The 20,925-nt window shown below is 44.9% G+C and carries 22 protein-coding genes and 1 tRNA gene; 18 read left to right on the forward strand and 5 right to left on the reverse strand.

All coding sequences use genetic code 11. The features are described from left to right. Positions 1–389 precede the first annotated feature (389 nt). The 3 genes from gntK to ABIE27_RS28410 all read right to left on the reverse strand — a co-directional run bounded on the left by gntK (position 390) and on the right by ABIE27_RS28410 (position 4,322). The gene (gene gntK, locus ABIE27_RS28400) at positions 390–1,937 is read right to left on the reverse strand and encodes a gluconokinase (protein ID WP_123066989.1); all 1,548 of its coding nucleotides are present in this window, start codon (positions 1,935–1,937) and stop codon (positions 390–392) included. A gap of 54 nt (positions 1,938–1,991) precedes the next feature. Then, positions 1,992–3,353, reverse strand: a complete 1,362-nt coding sequence (locus ABIE27_RS28405) for a gluconate:H+ symporter (RefSeq protein WP_123066990.1) — start codon at positions 3,351–3,353, stop codon at positions 1,992–1,994. 288 nt (positions 3,354–3,641) lie between these two features. Further along, complete coding sequence (locus tag ABIE27_RS28410) at positions 3,642–4,322, reverse strand: GntR family transcriptional regulator (RefSeq protein ID WP_123066991.1); 681 nt, start codon at positions 4,320–4,322, stop codon at positions 3,642–3,644. Between the two features lie 652 nt (positions 4,323–4,974). On the opposite strand from ABIE27_RS28410, the gene rpmH reads away from it, so the two are divergent. The 12 genes from rpmH (at position 4,975) to ABIE27_RS28470 (ending at position 16,847) form a co-directional block, all read left to right on the forward strand. Further along, complete coding sequence (rpmH, locus tag ABIE27_RS28415) at positions 4,975–5,109, forward strand: 50S ribosomal protein L34 (protein WP_019914530.1); 135 nt, start codon at positions 4,975–4,977, stop codon at positions 5,107–5,109. Positions 5,110–5,375: 266 nt separating this feature from the next. Then, the gene (gene rnpA, locus ABIE27_RS28420; protein WP_123066992.1) at positions 5,376–5,726 is read left to right on the forward strand and encodes a ribonuclease P protein component; all 351 of its coding nucleotides are present in this window, start codon (positions 5,376–5,378) and stop codon (positions 5,724–5,726) included. Positions 5,727–5,800: 74 nt separating this feature from the next. Further along, complete coding sequence (locus ABIE27_RS28425) at positions 5,801–6,679, forward strand: YidC/Oxa1 family membrane protein insertase (protein WP_123066993.1); 879 nt, start codon at positions 5,801–5,803, stop codon at positions 6,677–6,679. After that, positions 6,676–7,377, forward strand: a complete 702-nt coding sequence (gene jag / locus ABIE27_RS28430) for an RNA-binding cell elongation regulator Jag/EloR (protein ID WP_123066994.1) — start codon at positions 6,676–6,678, stop codon at positions 7,375–7,377. Before ABIE27_RS28425 ends, jag begins: the two co-directional genes overlap by 4 nt. Before the next feature lie 166 nt (positions 7,378–7,543). Beyond that, entirely contained in the window at positions 7,544–8,920 is a 1,377-nt protein-coding gene (mnmE, locus tag ABIE27_RS28435) for a tRNA uridine-5-carboxymethylaminomethyl(34) synthesis GTPase MnmE (protein ID WP_123066995.1), read from the forward strand. A gap of 144 nt (positions 8,921–9,064) precedes the next feature. Further along, positions 9,065–10,954, forward strand: coding sequence for a tRNA uridine-5-carboxymethylaminomethyl(34) synthesis enzyme MnmG (mnmG, locus tag ABIE27_RS28440; RefSeq protein WP_123066996.1), 1,890 nt, complete (start codon positions 9,065–9,067; stop codon positions 10,952–10,954). Next, the gene (rsmG, locus tag ABIE27_RS28445; protein ID WP_123066997.1) at positions 10,954–11,676 is read left to right on the forward strand and encodes a 16S rRNA (guanine(527)-N(7))-methyltransferase RsmG; all 723 of its coding nucleotides are present in this window, start codon (positions 10,954–10,956) and stop codon (positions 11,674–11,676) included. Before mnmG ends, rsmG begins: the two co-directional genes overlap by 1 nt. 616 nt (positions 11,677–12,292) lie before the next feature. After that, the gene (gene noc, locus ABIE27_RS28450) at positions 12,293–13,111 is read left to right on the forward strand and encodes a nucleoid occlusion protein (protein ID WP_429352070.1); all 819 of its coding nucleotides are present in this window, start codon (positions 12,293–12,295) and stop codon (positions 13,109–13,111) included. 191 nt (positions 13,112–13,302) lie between these two features. Then, positions 13,303–14,064 (forward strand): ParA family protein, encoded by a 762-nt coding sequence (locus tag ABIE27_RS28455; protein ID WP_090923627.1) that lies wholly within the window; start codon positions 13,303–13,305, stop codon positions 14,062–14,064. After that, on the forward strand, positions 14,057–14,905 hold the full coding sequence (locus ABIE27_RS28460; RefSeq protein ID WP_123066999.1) for a ParB/RepB/Spo0J family partition protein: 849 nt from the start codon (positions 14,057–14,059) through the stop codon (positions 14,903–14,905). The genes ABIE27_RS28455 and ABIE27_RS28460 overlap by 8 nt, the downstream gene beginning before the upstream one ends. Positions 14,906–15,045: 140 nt before the next feature. Next, positions 15,046–16,200: an aminotransferase class V-fold PLP-dependent enzyme gene (locus tag ABIE27_RS28465; protein WP_123067000.1), complete on the forward strand. Its 1,155-nt coding sequence runs from the start codon at positions 15,046–15,048 to the stop codon at positions 16,198–16,200. A 146-nt stretch (positions 16,201–16,346) separates the two neighbouring features. Next, positions 16,347–16,847 carry a DUF4446 family protein gene (locus tag ABIE27_RS28470; protein WP_123067001.1) on the forward strand — a complete coding sequence of 167 codons (501 nt, stop codon included), beginning with the start codon at positions 16,347–16,349 and terminating at the stop codon, positions 16,845–16,847. Here ABIE27_RS28470 and yyaC read toward each other — a convergent pair. After that, a complete protein-coding gene (yyaC, locus tag ABIE27_RS28475; RefSeq protein WP_123067002.1) occupies positions 16,822–17,427 on the reverse strand; it encodes a spore protease YyaC in 606 nt (201 codons plus the stop codon). The two genes, ABIE27_RS28470 and yyaC, sit on opposite strands and share 26 nt — an antisense overlap. A gap of 117 nt (positions 17,428–17,544) precedes the next feature. Here yyaC and ABIE27_RS28480 point away from each other — a divergent pair, with 117 nt between their 5' ends. From ABIE27_RS28480 to ABIE27_RS28495, 4 genes are all read left to right on the forward strand, one after another. After that, complete coding sequence (locus ABIE27_RS28480; RefSeq protein ID WP_192895163.1) at positions 17,545–17,808, forward strand: DUF3343 domain-containing protein; 264 nt, start codon at positions 17,545–17,547, stop codon at positions 17,806–17,808. A gap of 14 nt (positions 17,809–17,822) precedes the next feature. Further along, the gene (locus ABIE27_RS28485; protein ID WP_123067003.1) at positions 17,823–18,770 is read left to right on the forward strand and encodes a mechanosensitive ion channel family protein; all 948 of its coding nucleotides are present in this window, start codon (positions 17,823–17,825) and stop codon (positions 18,768–18,770) included. Next, positions 18,760–18,969 (forward strand): DUF951 domain-containing protein, encoded by a 210-nt coding sequence (locus tag ABIE27_RS28490; RefSeq protein ID WP_123067004.1) that lies wholly within the window; start codon positions 18,760–18,762, stop codon positions 18,967–18,969. The genes ABIE27_RS28485 and ABIE27_RS28490 overlap by 11 nt, the downstream gene beginning before the upstream one ends. Positions 18,970–19,122: 153 nt before the next feature. Then, a tRNA-Ser gene (locus ABIE27_RS28495) sits at positions 19,123–19,213 on the forward strand. Positions 19,214–19,639: 426 nt separating this feature from the next. Here the strand turns inward: ABIE27_RS28495 and ABIE27_RS28500 are convergent. Beyond that, positions 19,640–19,834, reverse strand: coding sequence for a YjzC family protein (locus ABIE27_RS28500; protein WP_429352071.1), 195 nt, complete (start codon positions 19,832–19,834; stop codon positions 19,640–19,642). 216 nt (positions 19,835–20,050) lie between these two features. On the opposite strand from ABIE27_RS28500, the gene rpsF reads away from it, so the two are divergent. Both rpsF and ssb read left to right on the forward strand, forming a co-directional pair. Further along, positions 20,051–20,344: a 30S ribosomal protein S6 gene (rpsF, locus tag ABIE27_RS28505; protein WP_024629534.1), complete on the forward strand. Its 294-nt coding sequence runs from the start codon at positions 20,051–20,053 to the stop codon at positions 20,342–20,344. Positions 20,345–20,395: 51 nt separating this feature from the next. Continuing rightward, positions 20,396–20,881, forward strand: coding sequence for a single-stranded DNA-binding protein (gene ssb, locus ABIE27_RS28510; protein WP_090923588.1), 486 nt, complete (start codon positions 20,396–20,398; stop codon positions 20,879–20,881). Positions 20,882–20,925 lie beyond the last annotated feature (44 nt).

The raw sequence follows: 20,925 nt of genomic DNA on the forward strand, positions 1-20,925 counted from the left end.
ATAAATTGTTTAATTTTCGACAGCATGACCTAAAGTACAAAAAATTTTTATACACAGGATATCCGTCGAAAGATGCTAAATGATGTGCAAAAGTGGACTTGCAGTGTGAATAACTTGGTTGTGGATAAACTGAAAGTGAATTGAAGTGAGTAAGTGGAAAATGAGACGAAGTGTAGAGAGGTCTTTTTCAACCTCATGAGGTACTACGTAGTAATAAGGTGACGTATTTGGTTGCTGAATACTCATAAAGGGATGGTTGATTAAATTAAAAGTGACCAGGAGAAAATGAGTGAGGGACATAAGTATGACTGTGCTCACTGAATTGTGACAAAATATCATCAAAAAGAGGAAGACCCCGAAGCCGTTTATGGCTTCGGGATCTTCTCTACTTATATATGAAGCGTAGACATTTTGCGTTGGAATGCAGCAATGTCTGCATATTCCTCTTCCAGTTTGCGCGAAATTCGAATGTAGATCGGCAGCAGCTCCTGATAGAGGGAGGCATTTTCTTTGACCGGCGTATGCCGGTGAGTTGTGCCTATCATTGAGGAAACATCTTCAAGAGACTTGATTCGTCCTGTAGCATATAGGCCAAGTACAACAGCGCCGAGGCATGAACTTTCAAAGCTCTCAGGCACAACGACTTCCTGATTAAAGATGTCGGACATCATCTGCCGCCACAACGGCGAACGTGCAAATCCACCCGTAGCTTGAATAGAGGTGGGTTGCCCGATCTGTTCCTCCATGGCAAGCAGAACGGTATAGAGATTGAAAATAACCCCTTCAAGTACTGCACGAATCATATGCTCTTTCTTATGATGGAGGGTCAGGCCAAAAAAGGAGCCTCGAGCATCTGGGTTCCAGAGTGGAGCACGTTCGCCCGAGAGGTACGGATGGAACAACAACCCTTCGGAGCCAGGTGGAACACGTTCTGCAATTTTGGTTAGTACATCATAGGAGTTGATACCGAGGCGTTTCGCTGTTTCTACTTCAGACGCGGCAAACTCATCCCGAACCCAGCGGAAAAGCATTCCACCGTTATTTACAGGCCCACCTACAACCCAAAGTTTTTCCGTCAGGGCATAACAGAAGGTACGGCCTTTCGGATCAGTCACAGGGCGATCAACGACAGTACGAATGGCTCCACTCGTGCCGATGGTTGCGGCGACGATGCCCGGTTTGATGGCATTAACGCCAAGGTTGGATAATACCCCGTCACTTGCGCCAATGACAAAGGGCGTGGAGGGGGAGAGAACCATTTTTTCGGCCCATTCAGGATGCATTCCCTCTATTGTATAAGTCGTCGGTACAAGCTTTGATAGATGATTCGGTGTGATCCCTGCGATGTCTAGTGCTTCCTGATCCCAGTCCAGTTGTTCAAGGTTCAGCAGCCCTGTACAGGAAGCGATGGAATGATCGACAATATATTGCCCAAATAGACGGAAGAAAAGGTACTCTTTAATCGAAATAAACTTTGCCGTGCGTTCGAATAGTTCTGGCTCGTCATGACGCAGCCACATCAATTTGGTCAGGGGCGACATCGGATGAATGGGGGTGCCTGTACGTAGATAGATCTGATGACCGACGCCATTTTCTTGCAGCTTGGTGGACCAAGCTGCGCTTCGATTGTCAGCCCAGGTGATGCAGCGCGTCAGCGGATGATCGTTCTGATCCATGGCGATGACACTGTGCATGGCTGAACTGCAGGATACGAAGAGAACGTGGTTAGCGGAAATTCCGCTCTGGGTCATCACGCCGCGTACAGAGCTAATGGCTGCTTGCACAATCTCATCCGGGTCTTGTTCTGCAACATCCGGAGCGGGTGTATAGAGCGGATATTCCTGAGTAGAGGTTGTGACCACCTCGCCTTGCTCTGTGAATAAAACAGATTTGGTGCTAGTCGTTCCGATATCGATTCCAATCATATAGTTGGTCATTCGTCTTTCCTTCTTTCGATTTTTTACATGAAAAAAACTGATGTTAACGTATGATCACACCACTGTACTTAGTAGCAAGATAAAGATCAGTCCAACCACAGAAAGCAGTGTTTCCATAACAGTCCACGTCTTCAGTGTCTGAGCAACACTCATATTGAAGAACTCCTTGATCATCCAGAAGCCTGCATCATTAACATGTGAAAGTACAAGGGAGCCTGCACCCGTAGCAAGTACAACCAGCTCAATGTTAGCTCCTGGTGTAAGAGCGAGTACTGGAGCAACAATACCAGCAGCTGTAGTCATCGCAACTGTAGCTGATCCAGTAGCAACACGAATGAGTGCGGCTACAAGCCAGGCAAACAAAATGACGTTAATGTGTGCATTTGTAGCGAATTCTGCAATGGCATTGCCAACGCCACTATTAATCAGCACCTGTTTGAAGGCACCGCCGCCACCAATAATGAGAATAATAGTAGCTGTAGGGGCCAGACATTCACTGGTGAAGCGGGAAAGTTCATGTTTGGTAAACCCGCGGGCAAAGCCGAGTGAAAAGAGAGCGAAAACAACAGAGATCAAAAGCGCAATAATCTCATTGCCGATAAACTCGCTAAAAACGGTAAATCCACTTGTTGCATCAGGATCAACGATGTTCGCAATGGAGCCGATCAGCATCAAAATGACGGGTAGCAGAATCGTAAGCAATGTAATGCCAAATCCGGGCAAATTACTGTTTTTCTTAGCCGAGAACTGTTCAGCGAGTTCAGCTGGTGGTTCGGTGTGAATTCTTTTGCCAATAAATTTACCGAATACCGGTCCGGCAATAATCGCAGTAGGGATGCCCACAATTAAAGAATACAGAATCGTTTTTCCCAGATCCGCGTTGAAGGCTTCAATGGCAATCATCGGTGCCGGATGTGGTGGAACAAGCCCGTGAACTGTGGAGAGACCAGCCAAAATAGGAATTCCGATCTGAAGCAGGGACATATTGGTTTTGCGGGCTACCGTGAAAATGATTGGAATCATTAGAATGACGCCGACTTCAAAGAAAACAGGAATACCTACAATGAATCCAACAATCATCATGGCCCAGTGCACACGTTTCACACCGAATCGATCAACAAGAGTCGTTGCAATCTGCTCGGCACCGCCGGATTCAGCCATCATTTTACCAAGCATTGTGCCAAGTCCGATGACAATAGCAATCGTTCCTAAAGTACCGCCAAGTCCGCCCGTAATGGAGGAAATGACATCAGCTGGTTTCATACCTGCAAGCAAACCAAGCATTAATGCAGATAATAGAAGGGTGATAAAGGGGTTCCATTTATATTTGGAGATTAACAGGATCAGGAAGATGATCGCGATCAACGTCCAGATCAGCAATGTAGCATTATGGGATAATCCGAAAATCGTGCTCATGATGTAATTACTCCTTCGTCTTGGGGATCAACGCTTACAATGAAAACAGTGTTAAGAAAATTAACGCCTTGGTCTGATAACAATGTCAATGAAGCAAACTATTCTTATCATGTCCGAAAAATGAATAAACATCGCATTTTGTATACTTGTCGACAAGTTAAGTGGCAATCATTCACGTCGTTGACGCTGGATTGATTGCACACTCTACCGTCACTCCTAAGAAATCTGTAGGGAACGCTGGAGGTTCTAACAGATACCAAGATTTCTGACAAAGGTAAGCTTAAGAACTCAAGTTCCAAATTCAAAGCTTTCGTGTAACGTTTGGCCGGAGTCTTTAAAATATGTGCGTACCCCGTTCTGGATCAGAACTTTGTCCCCTGATTCCAGAGCAGTTGCAAGGGAGCGGTGTTTTTCAATTACAGCGGTTACTTTGGGCTCGCCTTGGGCAAATACTCTACGCGTAGTAAGCAGCATGACCGTCATAACGACATACCTGATGCTCTTCCACAAATGTGAGATGCGGGAATGGGCAGCTGCCTCGACAATGGTCTCGTGAAACGTGAGATCCTGATAAGCAAATTCGACAGCATCTTGATGTTTGCCAGCGAGTTGCATTTTGTCGATGATATTTCTCAGCTGAGTGATTAGTGCTGGAGGCACATCTGCCGCTAGCCGTTGCTGTACAAAGCTTTCAATGAGAAAACGTACATCATACAGTTCTTCGACATCCTTCATATTCAGGCCCAAGATCACAACGCCCATCCGTTCAAGCCGAATCAGTCCTTCATTTGACAACGTTCTCAACGCTTCGCGAACAGGCGAGCGGCTGCTGTCAAAATCAGCAGCAATTCGATTTTCCGACAAAATTTCCCCAGGCCGCAGGGTTCCGTTGATGATTCTCAGCCTTAATTCGCAAGCTATGGCCTCACCGCGAGATGCTCCTTGAAGCCAGGAAGATGGAAATTGCATATGGCTAACGCTCCTAAATTAAGTAATCCGTACATTAGAATCATAACACAATGTGCTGCACCTCAGAATTCGGTCAATGTCGGAAAACCGAATTGCTAAAAGTGCTTAGTCAGAAGTGATAAAAGCTTTGCTAAGTTCCCATCCGTTCATATCTAGTCGATCGTTTGCAAAATAACATGAATCAAAAGCAACAGGTATACTTGTATACAAGATATTTTCCATCCTACACCTTTCTCAAAAGGTTGTAAACCTTCACAGTAAAGCGGATACATTCAAAATATATTAAGCTTTCATATATCCCGAATTCAACCTAATATTCTTTATCCACATGTGAATAACTTAAAACAGGAAGGTAGAGTTTTTGTATAGATCGCTAAGGGATGTGGATAACAAAAAGAGCCGAAACATCAGGCTTTTTTAGGAATTGGGGATAACTATTTTTGATGATTTGGTGGCTAAACATTGAGGAGAAAAGTCCATGATAGGGGTGGTATGTTTTTTGAGCTCTGGAAAGCATATGAAAAAGAGGGAGGGAGGCGTCGCTTTTCAGTTGACTTTTCCAATTGGACGTGGTTAAATATATAAAGGTGTTTTCTGTGAAGATGAAAAGGATTCATCACATAAGTATTTCCTTGTAAGGAGGTGCAATACATTGAGACCTACATTCAAACCGAACGTTAGCAAACGTAAAAAAGTTCATGGTTTCCGTAAAAGAATGAGCACAAAAAACGGCCGTAAAGTTTTGGCTGCACGTCGCCTGAAAGGCCGTAAAGTCCTGAGTGCTTAATGCATCTGAAGACCACCGAGGTGGTCTTTTTTTTCTTAAAATGGATATTTTGGTCAGGTTTATGGTGTAAATCATCATGATATTGGCTGTGAGAAAAGGGACCGCCCAACTAAACATATAATGTAGATTATGTTCCTCTTTTCGGAAGCTTACCTTATATACAAGTTGTCGCCAAGACGGTTTACCGTCGATCAAGAAAGCCTATACTAAATCAGTAATGAGGCCTCCGTCAATAACATGGATGGGGGACAGCAAGGAGAAGCGCCGTGTATAAAAGATTGCGTCTGCGAAACCGGGCGGATTTTAGCCGCGTATATCGGTATGGAAAATCGTTTGCCAATCATCAATTCGTGGTGTATGGCTGCCGCCGTAAAGATACGGAACAATTCCGGGTGGGCGTATCATGCAGCAAAAAAATCGGTAACGCTGTTGTGCGTAACCGGATGAGGCGTATGATCAAAGAAATTGTTCGGCATCATGAGCAAGAGATTGTTACGCAGATGGATTTGATTTTCATCGTTCGTAAGGGAGCTTTGGACATGTCCTATAAGGAAATGGAGAAAAGTCTGCTGCATGTCATGCGTAAGGCCTCTCTGTTGAAGTCTTGCAAGCGGTAAGCTTCGGTTTATTTGTCCTCCTAATTATGGTATGATTTACGGTGGAATGGAATGGTTAAGAGAGGGGTTATGAAGTGTCGCGATTGAAGACATCTAAGGGGAAGTGGATTCTCCTCATTGCAGTCATTGCAATGGTCACTGTACTCGCCGGATGTACTCCGCAAGGTGCAGGAGTTACAACGGAAGATCTGAAGAATAGTGAGTCATTCTGGCAGGCCAATGTTGTGTACTGGTTCTCACTGGCGCTGGATACATTCGCCAACTGGTTTAACGGTGAATATGGACTGGCCGTCCTTGTGATGGTGCTGATTGTACGGACATTGATTTTGCCATTAACGATGAAACAGGTTCGCAGCTCCAAAGCAATGCAGGCCATTCAGCCGCAGCTTAAGGAGATTCAAGCCAAGTATAAAGATACACCTGAAAAAGTTCAGCAAGAAACGATGAAATTGTTCCAGGAGAACAAGGTTAATCCGATGGCCGGCTGTCTGCCTCTTATCATTCAGATGCCGATATACATCGCACTTTATAACTCCATTTACGGAAACTCCAGTCTGAGAACGCATGATTTCTTGTGGCTCCAGCTGGGATCACCGGATCACCTGTTTATTTTGCCAGTGCTGGCTGCGATCACAACATTCATTCAAACGTGGATGATGATGCGTATGAATCCTGCACAGCAGATTGGCCCAATGCAGTTCATGCTGTGGGTGTATCCGATTTTGATTTTTGTTATGTCGTATCAGTTCCCGTCAGCGTTGCCGCTTTACTGGTTCTACAGTAATATTTACACCATCGTGCAAAACTATTTCCTTTACCGGAATAATGATAAAGTTGTGGCCGAGGTCAACGTGAAGCAAAGCAGCTCTTCCAAAAATGGAGCTAAACGCAAAAACGGTGGCAAGGCAACCGTCTCTGGGAAAGGGTCGAAAGGGGCCAAAAAATCGAAATGACCACAGTCATTACGTCAGGAAAAACCGTTGAAGATGCTGTAAACCAAGGATTGGCTGAGCTTGGCGTAAGCCGGGACAAGGTCGAGATACAAGTGTTAGAGCAGCCGTCAAAAGGATTCCTGGGTTTGTTCGGGGTGAAGGCTGCTAAAGTTGAAGTGAAACTGTTGTCCGTACCCGAAGCTGTACCACAGCCGATCAAACCAGCCACACCTGAACCTGAGATTGAAGCATTACTTGAGGGTGTAGCAGTCCATAATCCCTATGAAGAAGCGGCTGCGTTTTTGAAAGAGGTTGCGGCAGGTATGGGGTTGGATGTCGAAGTGCATATCAAGAAACAGCGAGATGGTCATATCTTCAATATCTCCGGGGAAGACCTTGGCATGATTATTGGCAGACGTGGACAGACGCTGGATGCTCTTCAGTATTTGACCAATATCGTAGCCAACCGCTACTCGGAGAGCTTTGTTCGCATCGTACTTGATGCCGAGAACTTCCGCCAGCGCCGGCGGAAAACGCTTGAAGATCTGGCTGAACGATTAGCTGGACAAGCGATCCGCACAGGTAAGGAAGTTGTGCTAGAGCCGATGCCTCCGCTTGAACGTAAAGTGATTCATGCCAAACTGCAAAATCACCCGCAGATTAAGACCTTAAGTAAGGGCGAGGAGCCCAATCGGCGTGTGGTTATTACGTTGAAATAACACGCAATTGATGACGCAATGGCTGCCTGCCCGGTGCAGAAGCCATTGCTTTTTTCGTACCGAAGTATATGAGACAGGTAGAGTACCCATAGAGTTGAATATGTGTTGGCATTCTCCGGGATGGGATGGATGACAACTTCATTATAGAGAGTAGGGAGAGATCACAATGATTAGCGATACGATTACAGCCATATCTACGGCGGTTGGTGAAGCCGGCATAGCCGTTATTCGCGTCAGCGGGCCGGATGCGGTGACCGAGACAGAGAAGATTTTTCGCAGCAAAACACCTTTGACTCAGGCACCTTCCCATACGGTTCATTACGGTCATATTATAGATCCTGGCCATGGGGAAAAGGTTGAAGAGGTACTGGTCACGGTGATGCGTGCGCCTCGTTCCTTCACCACAGAGGATGTTGTTGAGATTAGTGCACATGGTGGTGTCGTATCTGTTAAGCGGGTGATGGATCTGCTACTGCAGCTGAACATCCGTTTGGCTGAACCGGGCGAATTTACGAAACGTGCTTTCCTCAATGGACGGATTGACTTGTCCCAAGCAGAAGGGGTCATGGATCTAATACGTTCGAAGTCAGATCGTGCCTTCTCGGTAGCACTGAAGCAGGTAGAAGGTAAACTCTCCTCCAAGCTTCGTGATTTGAGATATACGCTGGTCGAGACACTGGCTCATATCGAAGTGAATATCGATTATCCTGAGCATGATGTGGAATCATTAACGTCTGAATTTATTAAAGAAAAATCCAGCGAGGTTATGGCTGAGATCGATAAGTTGCTCACAACAGCAGAACAAGGGAAAATATTGCGTGAAGGTATTACGACAGCGATCGTCGGAAGACCTAACGTGGGTAAATCTTCATTAATGAATACACTTGCGCAAGATAACCGGGCAATCGTTACCGATATTCCAGGAACGACCCGCGATGTCATTGAAGAATTCATTACAATAAACAATATCCCTTTGAAGCTGCTCGATACCGCTGGAATCCGGGAGACGATGGACGTTGTTGAGAGAATTGGGGTAGAGCGCTCACGTTCTGCTGTCAATGATGCGGATCTGATTCTGATGGTTGTGAATGCGGCTGAGCCTCTTCATCAGGATGAGATTGAATTGCTGGAACAAATCCGCGGTAGACAATCAATTATCATTATGAATAAAATGGACTTAACACCACAGATTGACCGTGACGTTCTGCTCCGTTACATTCCCGAGGAGCGGCTTGTCCCGATGTCGGTGAAGGATGATCTGGGCGTTGATCGATTGGAAGATGCCATCTCGACGCTGTTCTTCAGTGGAAAGCTGGAGTCTGCTGACTTGACATATGTAAGTAATGTTCGCCACATTGCCTTATTGAAAAAGGCGAAGCAATCTCTGATCGATGCGTATGAGGCTGCGGATCAGTTTGTTCCAATTGATATGATCCAGATCGATGTTCGTTTGGCATGGGAGCAGCTCGGAGAGATCGTGGGAGATACAGCGCATGATGCATTAATAGATCAGATTTTTTCCCAGTTCTGTCTAGGAAAGTAAATCATTATCCCGTTTCTTTCATTGAAATGGTTGTGTATGATGGGAAGGTACAATTTCTGCCCGTTGTCAAAGGATGGAATGATGTTGTTGCCAGAAAGTGTTGGTTTTCATATAGATAACAGCAAAATTAAGGAGGTAATACACATGGCTTTTGATGGCGGCAGATATGATGTTATTGTCGTTGGAGCAGGACATGCCGGGGTAGAGTCAGCTCTTGCAGCAGCCCGAATGGGTTCAAAAACTCTGATGATTACGATCAACCTCGACATGGTGGCTTTCATGCCTTGTAACCCATCCATTGGTGGGCCGGCAAAAGGACACGTTGTACGGGAAATAGATGCACTGGGCGGGGAAATGGGCCGGAATATTGACAAAACCTTTATCCAGATGCGGATGTTGAATACGGGTAAAGGACCTGCCGTTCATGCGCTGCGTGCGCAAGCGGATAAGTTCTCTTATCAGCATACAATGAAAGAAACGATGGAGAAAGAACCTAATCTGACCATGCGTCAGGGTATGGTGGATCGTCTGATTGTTGAGGACGGTCAGTGTGTCGGAGTTGTCACTCAAACAGGTACCGAATATCGTGCCAAAGCTGTAGTGCTCACAACAGGAACATATTTGCGCGGTAAAGTTATTATGGGAGAGCTGATGTATGAGAGCGGACCAAACAATCAACAGCCATCCCTTAAATTGTCGGAGCATCTGCGTGAGCTGGGCTTCGAGCTTGTACGTTTCAAAACAGGTACACCACCACGTGTGCATAAGGATACGATTGATTTTAGCAAAACTGAAATTCAGCCCGGTGATGATGAGCCGAAGTTCTTTTCCTATGAGACAAAATCTTCTACAAATGAGCAGCTACCTTGCTGGCTGACGTATACTTCTGTGGAAACTCATCAAATTATTAATGATAATCTGCATCGTGCGCCGATGTTCTCTGGTGTGATTGAAGGAACAGGGCCGCGTTACTGTCCATCCATTGAGGATAAAATCGTGCGTTTTAGCGATAAGCCGAAGCATCAGATTTTCCTGGAGCCAGAGGGTAAAAATACGTCCGAGTATTATGTACAGGGCTTGTCTACAAGTTTGCCAGAGGATGTACAGCTTGCTGTTCTTCGCTCCATTCCAGGAATGGAAAAAGTCGAAATGATGCGTAACGGTTACGCGATTGAATACGATGCGATGGTACCAACGCAATTGTGGCCTTCTCTGGAAACAAAACGTCTGCCTGGATTGTTCACAGCAGGTCAGATTAATGGTACTTCCGGGTATGAGGAAGCCGCTGGACAAGGGGTAATGGCTGGAATTAACGCAGCACGTAAAGTGCAGGGCAAAGAGGCTATTGTGCTTGATCGTTCCCAAGGTTACATTGGTGTACTCATTGATGATCTTGTTACCAAAGGGACGAATGAGCCCTACCGTCTGTTAACTTCTCGTGCCGAGTATCGTTTGCTGCTCCGTCATGACAATGCGGATATGCGTCTTACGGAGATTGGTCATGACATTGGATTGATCACCGAGGAACGTTATGAAGCTTTCTTGGACAAAAAAGCAAAAGTCGAGCAGGAGATTGCACGTCTGAAAGAGGCAAAAGTACGTCCAGTTGAGGTTAATGCCAAACTTGAAGAGATTGGTTCTACACCGATTCAAGATGGAAGTACATTGCTGAATCTGATGCGTCGTCCTGAGATTGGCTATGACTGGATCGAGCAGATTTCTCCTTCCGAGGTTGAACTGACGGCTGATATGAAGGAACAAGTCGAAATTCAGATCAAATATGCAGGATATATAGAGAAACAATTGATTCACGTGGAACGTTTGCTGAAAATGGAGAAAAAGAAAATTCCAGACACCATCGTATATGATGAGATTCATGGTCTTGCGATGGAAGCCAAGCAGAAGCTTGCAAAGATCCGTCCAATCTCCATTGGTCAGGCATCTCGTATAGCGGGTGTTACACCTGCGGATATTTCCATTTTGCTTGTCTACCTGGAGCATTATAATCGCGTTACCGCAGCAAGGGGACAATAATGGACGATATTCAACAGCAGTTGCAGCTACGCTTGAAGGAGCATGGCTTGGAAGTTGGAGAACTCCAGCTGGAACAGTTCGAAATGTATTATAAAGAACTTGTCTCCTGGAATGAAAAAATGAATCTTACCGGTATCACAGATCGTGAGCAGGTATATACCAAACATTTTTATGATTCGGTATCGTTAGCGTTTTATACGGATATGACCAAAGTAAACAAACTAGCTGACATCGGATCAGGAGCAGGGTTCCCGGGAATCCCGCTTAAGATTTGTTTTCCACATATCCAGCTTACAATCATTGACTCATTGAATAAACGGATTGGTTTCTTACAGCATGTAGTGGATACACTTGGTCTGGAGCAGGTCGAATTGATCCATGGTCGTGCTGAGGAGCTGGGCCGCAAAGAAGGATATCGGGACAGCTATGATCTGGTTACTGCACGTGCGGTAGCCAAGCTTGCGGTATTGAATGAATTCTGTCTTCCTTTTGTACGTAAAAGCGGTATGTTCGCTGCCATGAAGGGTGGAGACCCGCGGGAGGAAATGAAAGAAGCCGAATTCAGCTTTAATCAGCTGAAAGGGCGGGTAAAGGCAGTTCATCCATTCCAGCTTCCGGTAGAGGAATCAGAACGTCATATCATTTTGATTCAGAAGTTTGATAAGACACCACATAAATATCCTCGTAAACCGGGAACACCGCTCAAAACTCCACTTGTTTAGCAGTATGACATGAGGATAAAAACAAAATAACGCGTCGAATGACAAGAGAGAAAGAGAGGATGTTTCACGTGAAACATCCTCTCTTTTTTTAATTATTTTTAAAATAGAGTTGAGTTAAATTAAATTTGAACTGTGGAATGAGATTTTCCATACAAAATCAGGACTAGAAATAGTCTTAGCCCACCAGGATCGGACGTACATGTGAATCTTTCATACAAAGATATTAGGCAAGCCAAAAATTCTTATAAGATGAGAAAAGTTTTCTCTTTAATGGGAACTGCAGAAATTTCATAGATTAGCCGGAATAGGTAGAGCATCATTCTTTCAATTTCATAATAAACAGAATAAAAAGCAGGAAAATTTGATTCTTTTAAAGAATAGGTAAACATAGGATTATGGTGAAAAAGATGATAGAATAGAAGTAACAGTTTATGCGTAAACAGTGATCTTAGATTAGTTCATATTAATAGATGGTTAAGGATTTGATGCTGTTTCGCAGCAGGCAATACGAATGGCATAACTTATTTCAGTAACGATGAATATGAAGTCTCGCTTATGGAATAAGAAGCACCTGCTCTTGTGGGAGCTATTACGAAACTAGGTGGTAATCTACGGAATGAAAGAACAATTTTCGAAGTTGTTTGGTTTGGCGGAGCGCAATAACGGAGATGAGATTAAACAGGTCCCGGTTAACGAAATTGTGAGCAGCCCGTATCAACCCCGTACTATTTTTGATGATGATAAAATTGATGAGTTGTTGCAAACGATCAGAACACATGGCGTTATTCAACCTATTGTTGTGCGGGTTCGTAATGGATCATATGAGATCATCGCTGGGGAACGTCGCTGGCGTGCTGTTCGCAAACTAGGCCTTGAGCACATCCCGGCCATTGTGCGTGAATTCAACGACTCTCAAGCCGCATCCATTGCTCTAATTGAGAATTTGCAGCGTGAAGGGTTAACTTCAATTGAGGAAGCGGTTGCCTACCAAAAGTTGATTGATTTGCATCAATTGACACAGGAGAGCCTTGCTCAACGACTCGGTAAAAGCCAATCTACCATTGCCAATAAGATTCGGTTGTTGCAGCTTCCAGAAGGTGTAAAAACAGCCTTGATGGAGCGCAAAATATCTGAACGTCATGCAAGAGCCTTGTTGTCTCTGGATACGGAAGAACTGCAATTGAAATTGCTGGGCGAGATTATCGACAAGGAATTAAACGTGAAGCAGACAGAGGTACGTGTTGCTTTTTACAAGGAAGCATCCAAGATTAAAAAGTCCAAACGGATATCCTTTACTAAGGATGTAAGACTGGCACTTAACACGATTCGTCAATCCATCGATATGGTAACAGGTTCAGGTATGGATATCAAAACCAAAGAAGCGGATCATGAGGATCATTACGAAATCGTTATTCATATTCCAAAACGCAAATAATTGAAGCTTAAGGCGGCAATGGCCGCTTTTTCTGTCTATATAGTCAGTTTTTCATGCGACGTGAAGGGAACAAATCGTTCTGTTAAGGAAACGGTAGTTGTTGTTCTTGTGGACGGTGACCGCCTGCTTATTGTTAACTTGTAACTCACAACCTACAAGAAAAGACTCCTATTTTATTTGAGGTGAAGGTATTGTCTAAGATTATGGCCGTAGCAAATCAAAAGGGCGGTGTGGGGAAAACAACGACATCGGTTAACTTGGGTGCAGGACTTGCTTCACTCGGGAAGAAGGTACTGCTTGTTGATATTGACCCCCAAGGAAATACAACGAGCGGAGTCGGAATTAATAAAGCAGATGTGGCGAATTGTATATATGATGTCCTGATTAATGATGTGCCTCCACAGGAAGCGATCGCGGAGACACAGATTGAAGGACTCCATATCATACCTGCAACGATTCAACTTGCCGGAGCCGAGATCGAATTGGTATCCACCATATCGCGAGAAGTTCGTCTGAAGAAGGCGCTCGCACAAGTGAGAAATAATTATGATTATATTCTTATTGACTGCCCGCCATCGCTCGGAATGTTGACAATTAACTCATTAACTGCCTCCGATTCCGTGATTATACCGATTCAATGTGAGTATTATGCATTGGAAGGATTAAGCCAATTGCTGAATACAGTCCGGCTGGTACAAAAACATTTAAACACTTCTCTTCAGATTGAAGGCGTATTATTGACGATGTTTGATGCCCGTACGAATCTTGGCATTCAAGTTATAGAAGAAGTGAAGAAGTATTTTCAGCAAAAAGTATATCAAACGATTATTCCGCGTAATGTACGACTGAGTGAGGCACCATCTCACGGACAATCCATTATTACGTATGATCCCCGTTCCCGAGGAGCGGAAGTGTATCTAGAGCTCGCAAAGGAAGTGATTTCTTATGAGTAAGCGGCTTGGAAAAGGACTTGATGCCCTCATTCCTTCGCTTTCAATTAATGACGATGATAAAGTCGTAGAAATCCCGATTAGCCAACTGCGGGCTAACCCTTATCAGCCGAGAAAAGCATTTGATGAGGAAGCAATACATGAACTGGCGGAATCGATCCGGCAACACGGCGTGATCCAACCCATTATCGTTCGCCCTGTACTCCGTGGTTATGAGATTATTGCAGGTGAGCGCAGATTTAGGGCATCACAGTATTGTGGTAATGCGACCATTCCAGCGGTTGTTCGTACCTTTAATGATCAGCAGGTTATGGAAATAGCCCTGATTGAGAACCTGCAGCGGGAGAATCTGAATGCAATGGAACTGGCGGTTGCCTACCAGGGATTAATGGATCAATTTTCTTTGACTCAAGAAGAGTTGTCCGTGAAGGTCGGCAAATCACGCTCTCACATCGCTAACTTTTTGCGATTGTTGGCTTTGCCAGAGGAAGTAAAGGATCATGTTTCACGTGGAACATTGTCAATGGGGCATGCACGTGCCATTGTTGGGGTGAAAGATGAGAGCTTGGTTAAACAGCTAGCTAAACAGTCCATTGATCAGCAATGGAGTGTTCGTGAGCTGGAAGAAGCAGTGCAACAACTTGATCGTTCCAAAACAGGTGAAGTGAAGGCTAAGGCCAAGCTAAAGAAGAAAGATCCGTTTATCGACACCTTGGAAGAGTCACTACGGGAACGATTTAAAACGACAGTGAAAATTAAACATGGTCAGAAAGATAAAGGTAAAATAGAGCTCAACTACTATAGCAAGCAAGATCTCGAACGGTTATTAGAACTGTTGCAATAGCAACTCGGGTGCATCATTAACAACATGCAGAGCTACTCATGTCATGACATATCGACTCTGTGTCTTGGAGAAACGATATGTCATTCTTTGTTTGTAAACAAATCCTGTAATTATTTCTTATGAGCTGAGGTGGTAGGAGGGTGGAGAAAACAATCTATCTGGATCATGCAGCAACATCTTGGCCTAAACCACCTGCTGTTGGTGAGGCAATGATGAATGCCCTCGAATTTGCTGGAGCTAACCCAGGCAGGGGGAGTCATCGTATGGCTGTGCAGGCGAGCAGGGTTTTGTTTGAAACAAGAAAAGGCCTAGCGACTCTGTTTGGTATTAAAAACCCTAATGATATTGCATTTGGTTCGAATACAACGGAAGCTCTTAACCTCGCGATTCAGGGTGTGCTTCGAGAGGGTGATCATGTGATAGCCACCATGGCGGAACATAATTCAGTTCGGCGCCCACTGGAGTTCCTTCGCAAACAGGGTAAAATTGAGGTTGATTATGTACCTGTCACAGCCTATGGGGCAATGGATTTGAAACAGATGGAGCGGATGTTTCGAAAAAATACTCGTTTGGTCGTATGTACACACAGTTCTAATCTTCTAGGCAGTATTTTGCCAATTGGAGAAATCTCAGAACTATGCCGTCAACATCAGGCTCTTTTACTGGTGGATGCAGCTCAGAGCGTTGGGGTAATGCCGGTGGATGTAGGAAAACTAGGCATTGATATGCTTGCTTTTCCAGGACATAAGGGGTTGCTGGGACCCCAAGGTACAGGCGGCTTGTACATCGCTCCTGAGCTTGATGTGCAACCTCTGGTTCATGGAGGCACGGGTAGTCAATCCGAGGCGATAGAGCAGCCTAAAGTGCGCCCAGATCGATATGAAGCAGGGACTCCTAATACGGTGGGGATTGCTGGGTTAGGAGCGGGGGTGAAGCATGTACTTGCTATGACACCTGCTTCAATCTATCAGCATGAGTGGGAGTTGACACAACTTATAATGGAAGGACTTTCTTCAATTAAGGGTATTCAACTTTTGGGTCCAGACATTGGACAACCTCGTTCAGGATTAGTATCCTTTATAGTTGAGGGATATGATTCGGCTCAGCTTGCATTCCGGCTGGATCGGAATTATGGTATTGCGGTTCGCTCAGGATTTCACTGTACCCCACTTGCGCATGAGTCAGCAGGTACAACAGCTACCGGAGCTGTCAGAGCAAGCGTTGGATACAATTCTACCCATGAAGAGGCCGAGGAACTCATTCGGGCCATTACTGAGCTGACAGCAGAGAAGTAAGGAATAATAAAATTGTTCAACCTTCTGTTATTTAAATTGGAAATATATGATTAATTCCTTGAATAACGGGTTGATTTATAATAAAAGCTAAGGACTACGGACAGACGTGAATCTGATCAAAAACATAGAGGGGTAGTTGCACTTACATGGCTGAATTAAATGAGCTGATTCTGGAACAGCTGTTGTGGATTATTGGCGGATTGGCATTGCTTACGGTAATTTTGTTGATCGTGAGTATTGCTCAAGGGGCAAAGTTACGGAAATTCAAACGTAAATACGAAGCCATGATGGCTGGCAGTGGTGTGGAGGATTTGGAGTCCTTATTGATTAATCTGAAGATTCAGATGGACAGTATTGAGGACGAACACAAACTGCAAACGAATCAGTTGCAAACAGCATTGCAGAAGCTGGCTCGTATTCAGGGCAAGGTCGGCGTGAAAAGATACAACGCTTATGGAGAGCGTGGTAGCGACCTGAGCTTTTCGATAGCCATGATTAATGAAACTCAGGACGGTATGATCCTTACAGGATTATTCAATCGTGATGGTTCATATGTATATGCAAAACCTCTAAAAGGGGGAGAGTCAACGTATACACTTTCCCCAGAGGAGAAGGAAGCTATTACTCTGGCACAGCAAGCAGAGTAGAGCGGGTATGCCATTCCCGAATGGCCGAATACAGACTACTTGCTATAATTTCAGACATCCGCATAACGAGACTAAGCCGTGTGTTCTGAAGCACAAAGTATTCCATAAAACCGCCGACGTTAACGATACCTGTCAGATGGATATCGCCGACCGGCGGTAATTCTTTATTTACCCCCGCGCCAGGCTTAAGGGGGCCGTTTACGACTTGGATACAACCGACACTAGAGGATTGACCAAGACAGGCATCAATGCCAATCACATACGGATTGTGATGGGTGTTGTAGATTTTGTGGAGCGTGTCTTGCAGATTTACAGCATGAACGGGCTCATCCAATGTGCCATATAGATGGAACAGAGGGCTGTCCCATTTTGCAAGTGACGTACCAACCAGCGGTCCGAGACAGTCACCTGTGGAGCGATCTGTACCGATGCAGACGATCACTACATTTTGCAAGGAATGTGCCTTGTAGAGATGGAACATTAAACGATGTACAATGGCAGAATGCACACCTGGATCGGTATGAGGAACTTTTAGGCTGGTCAGATCTTGCGACGAAAAGGAACGCGAAGTAGGGTTCATAGGATCTATCCTTTCCCTTGGAATAGTAGTATCAGTATATGGAAAGGTAGAGTATTTTATACTTCGGAAGGACAGGCTTTTTGCCTCAGAGTGGTTGAAGTTTGAAAGGAGCAGGACATGGACGAATGGCTGGATGATTGGATGTTGATTGCATTTGATTCAACGCAACAGGCATTGCGAGCAGAGATGCTGCTAGAGTTTGCTGAGATCGAGATTGACTTGTTTCCGACACCTAAGGAGATTACGGCAGGCTGTGCACTGTGTATTCAGTTTCCAAAAGAGGATATGATGCGAGTACAGAAAATTATTCGTGATGAGTTTGTTGAGATTCGCGGCCTCTATTTCAAAACCGAAGACAGCTATGATAACATACCGATGTAGAGGAGTGATCAGACATGATGTCATTTTATTTTGCCCAGGGAAATGATTCTGATAATGAAACTGCTGCACAGGCAGTGACTAATGCCATCCGTTGGACGGATCAGGTGTGGGCTAAAATTTCGGATACGGATATGTGGCTTAACATCATGTTCAGTTCGATTCGCATCCTCATTATTTTCATTATCACCCGTATTGTCATTAAAGTGGTGTCTCGGGTTATTGATCGTTCGATGGCACGGAAGCAGGAAGGCAAAATTCGCGTCAACCCGCGCAGATTCGTTACGATTGGTGAGTTGTTGAAAAATGCGACCTCGATAACATGTAATTTCATTATGATTTTGTTACTGTTATCGGAGATCAATGTACAAGTTGGGCCATTGCTAGCTAGTGCCGGTGTACTGGGGCTTGCAATTGGTTTTGGTGCTCAGGGATTGGTGAAGGATGTCATCACTGGATTCTTTATTATTCTAGAGGATCAGTTTGCTGTAGGAGATGTAATTCAGACAGGCACATTCAAAGGAACTGTTGAAGTCATTGGCCTAAGAACAACCAAACTGGTAAGCTGGCAAGGGGAAGTACACATCATTCCGAATGGTACGATTGCAAGTGTGACTAACTATTCGATGTCTAATTCGCTCGCTGTAGTGGATATCCCGATGAAGGCTGATCTTACGCTGGATGAGTCCGTACACTTGGTGAAGCAATCACTCGCAGGTATTGAGGAACGAGATTTGAATATCGTGAAGGTTCCTGATGTGCTGGGTATTCAGTCCATGTCCACTTCTGATTATGTCATACGTGTGGTAGCAGAATGTATGCCGAACTCCCGGTCTTCGGTGGAGCGCCAAATCCAGGGAGATGTGAAGAAAATACTGGAGTACCATGAGAGAAGCAAGTTGGCTGCATTAGAGCAGGCGGCTGCGATGGATAATGATGAGGGAGATGGTGCAGGTGGAGCGTAAAAGTTTCCAGCTTGGAGATATTGTACAGATGAAAAAGCAGCACCCCTGTGGAAGCAATGAGATGGAGATCATTCGGATGGGGATGGATATCCGGATCAAATGTGTTGGATGTAAACACAGCGTGTTGATTCCCCGGGCTAAGTTTGAGAAAAACATGAAGAAAGTGCTTCGTTCGGTGGAAGAGGATACGCAGTCCTGAGGGCAGGGTGGAAGAGGAAAACCAATACCCAGTTTTGGCAACATGATAAACCAGAAAGCCGCGATAAAACGTACTGGTGAAATAGCGTTTACATGCATGCAGCGCACAGGTATTGCTTTCCTTCTACAAGCGTGATATAATCAATTTTGCTGCGGAAAGGTACCCAAGAGGCCCAAGGGGGCTGACTCGAAATCAGCTAGGCGTGTCACAGCGTGCGTGGGTTCGAATCCCACCCTTTCCGCCACTTAAGTCATTTAGATATTCGGAAGATGCTTACATAACTCCATTGACTGGAGTCTTTATAAACAACGCTGAAGAGACTTTCCAATTGGGGAGTCTTTTTATTTTACTTCTTTTAATTACTTTTAGCGGTTCTTTATAATGGTCATCTATAAAAAATAAAGAGCCCAGAAGGGCTCTTTATCCGGCGGTACATGTTTAGTTAGATCACAATCGGTCGTAACGATAGAAACGCTGGCTGTACTGCTTGCAGCAATACCTGTGCTTCAGACAAGAGTCTTATACACCCACAAGCTTCTTATATTACGTGATGCATCTCCAACATCGAAAAATCGGCTTCGTTGTCCAACGGAACCACACCTCTCTCGTGTACCGCCTGATTGTATTATGTGCTAACTGACGTTTTATATACGCGGTATTGAAAAAATATTTAGTGGACGCGTGCTTTGGTCAGCTTTTTCCACTTGCGGTTGTGATTACTCGTTTCCGGAAAGGCCTCGCCTTTTTTCAACGTTACTCGCTTGGGATCATTAATCTCCGTGTGAAAGCTTTTCTCTCCGACTTCATTGTACTCTCCATCATTCGGTGCTTTGTCTCCTGGTTCGAACTCGGTTCTTTCACCCATAATAAGCAGCCTCCTCTACAGATTGCAGATCGTAATAACTTCTATAGTGTGTTCCGGCAAGGAGCTGATCATGTTAGTGATTATGTACCAATATGTACAGGGAACGTTTGCTTGCATTTGGTCTCCGTATTTGTTATATTAATATAGTTCGAGTTTGTGCTCGTTCCTTGCTCTCAACCTGGATTGAGGGCCAGAGTCCATAAGGAGGTGAAAATTATGCGCAAATATGAAGTGATGTACATTATTCGTCCTGACGTTGAGCAAGAAGTTGTTCAAGCTACAGTCGATAAATTCCAAGGCATCATCTCCAACGGCGGTGGTGAGGTTACAGCTCACGACGTTATGGGTAAACGCCGTCTTGCGTATGAGATCAAGAAATTCCGTGATGGTGTTTATGTTCTGGTACACTTCACTGCTGAACCAGCAGTAGTTACTGAGCTTGAGCGTCTCATGAAGATTTCTGACGAAGTTATTCGTTATCTCATTACAAACGACGTTAAGTCTGCCTAAGACAATAACTCGTGATTATCGCACCAATACGCTCAGAAGGAGGGGATTACATTGTTGAACCGTGTCATTCTGATCGGCCGGTTAACCCGGGATCCTGAGTTGCGTTATACTCCAGCAGGAGTAGCCGTGACACAATTTACTTTGGCCGTAGACAGACCGTTTACAAGCCAAGGAGGAGAGCGGGAAGCAGATTTTATTCCGGTCGTAACCTGGAGACAGCTTGCCGAGACTTGTGCAAACTATTTGCGTAAAGGTCGTCTGGCTGCAGTCGAAGGACGCATTCAAGTACGGAACTACGAGAATAACGAAGGAAAACGTGTATACGTGACCGAAGTCATTGCCGATAATGTTCGTTTCTTGGAGTCAGCTAACCGTGAAGGCGGTGGCGGCGGGGGTCAACCTATGCGTGAAGAGCCTTCTTATGGAGGCGGCGGCGGACGTGCAAGCAACAATAATGCTGCGCGTAGCAACAATCAGGATCCTTTTTCCGATGACGGAAAACCGATTGATATATCGGATGATGATTTGCCATTTTAACGTGAGCCGTTACTCGTTACGAGATTTCGGTTACATGATAGGAA

Origin of the sequence: Paenibacillus sp. 4624, assembly GCF_050435065.1 — a bacterium.
Classification (GTDB): Bacteria; Bacillota; Bacilli; order Paenibacillales; family Paenibacillaceae; genus Paenibacillus; species Paenibacillus amylolyticus_D.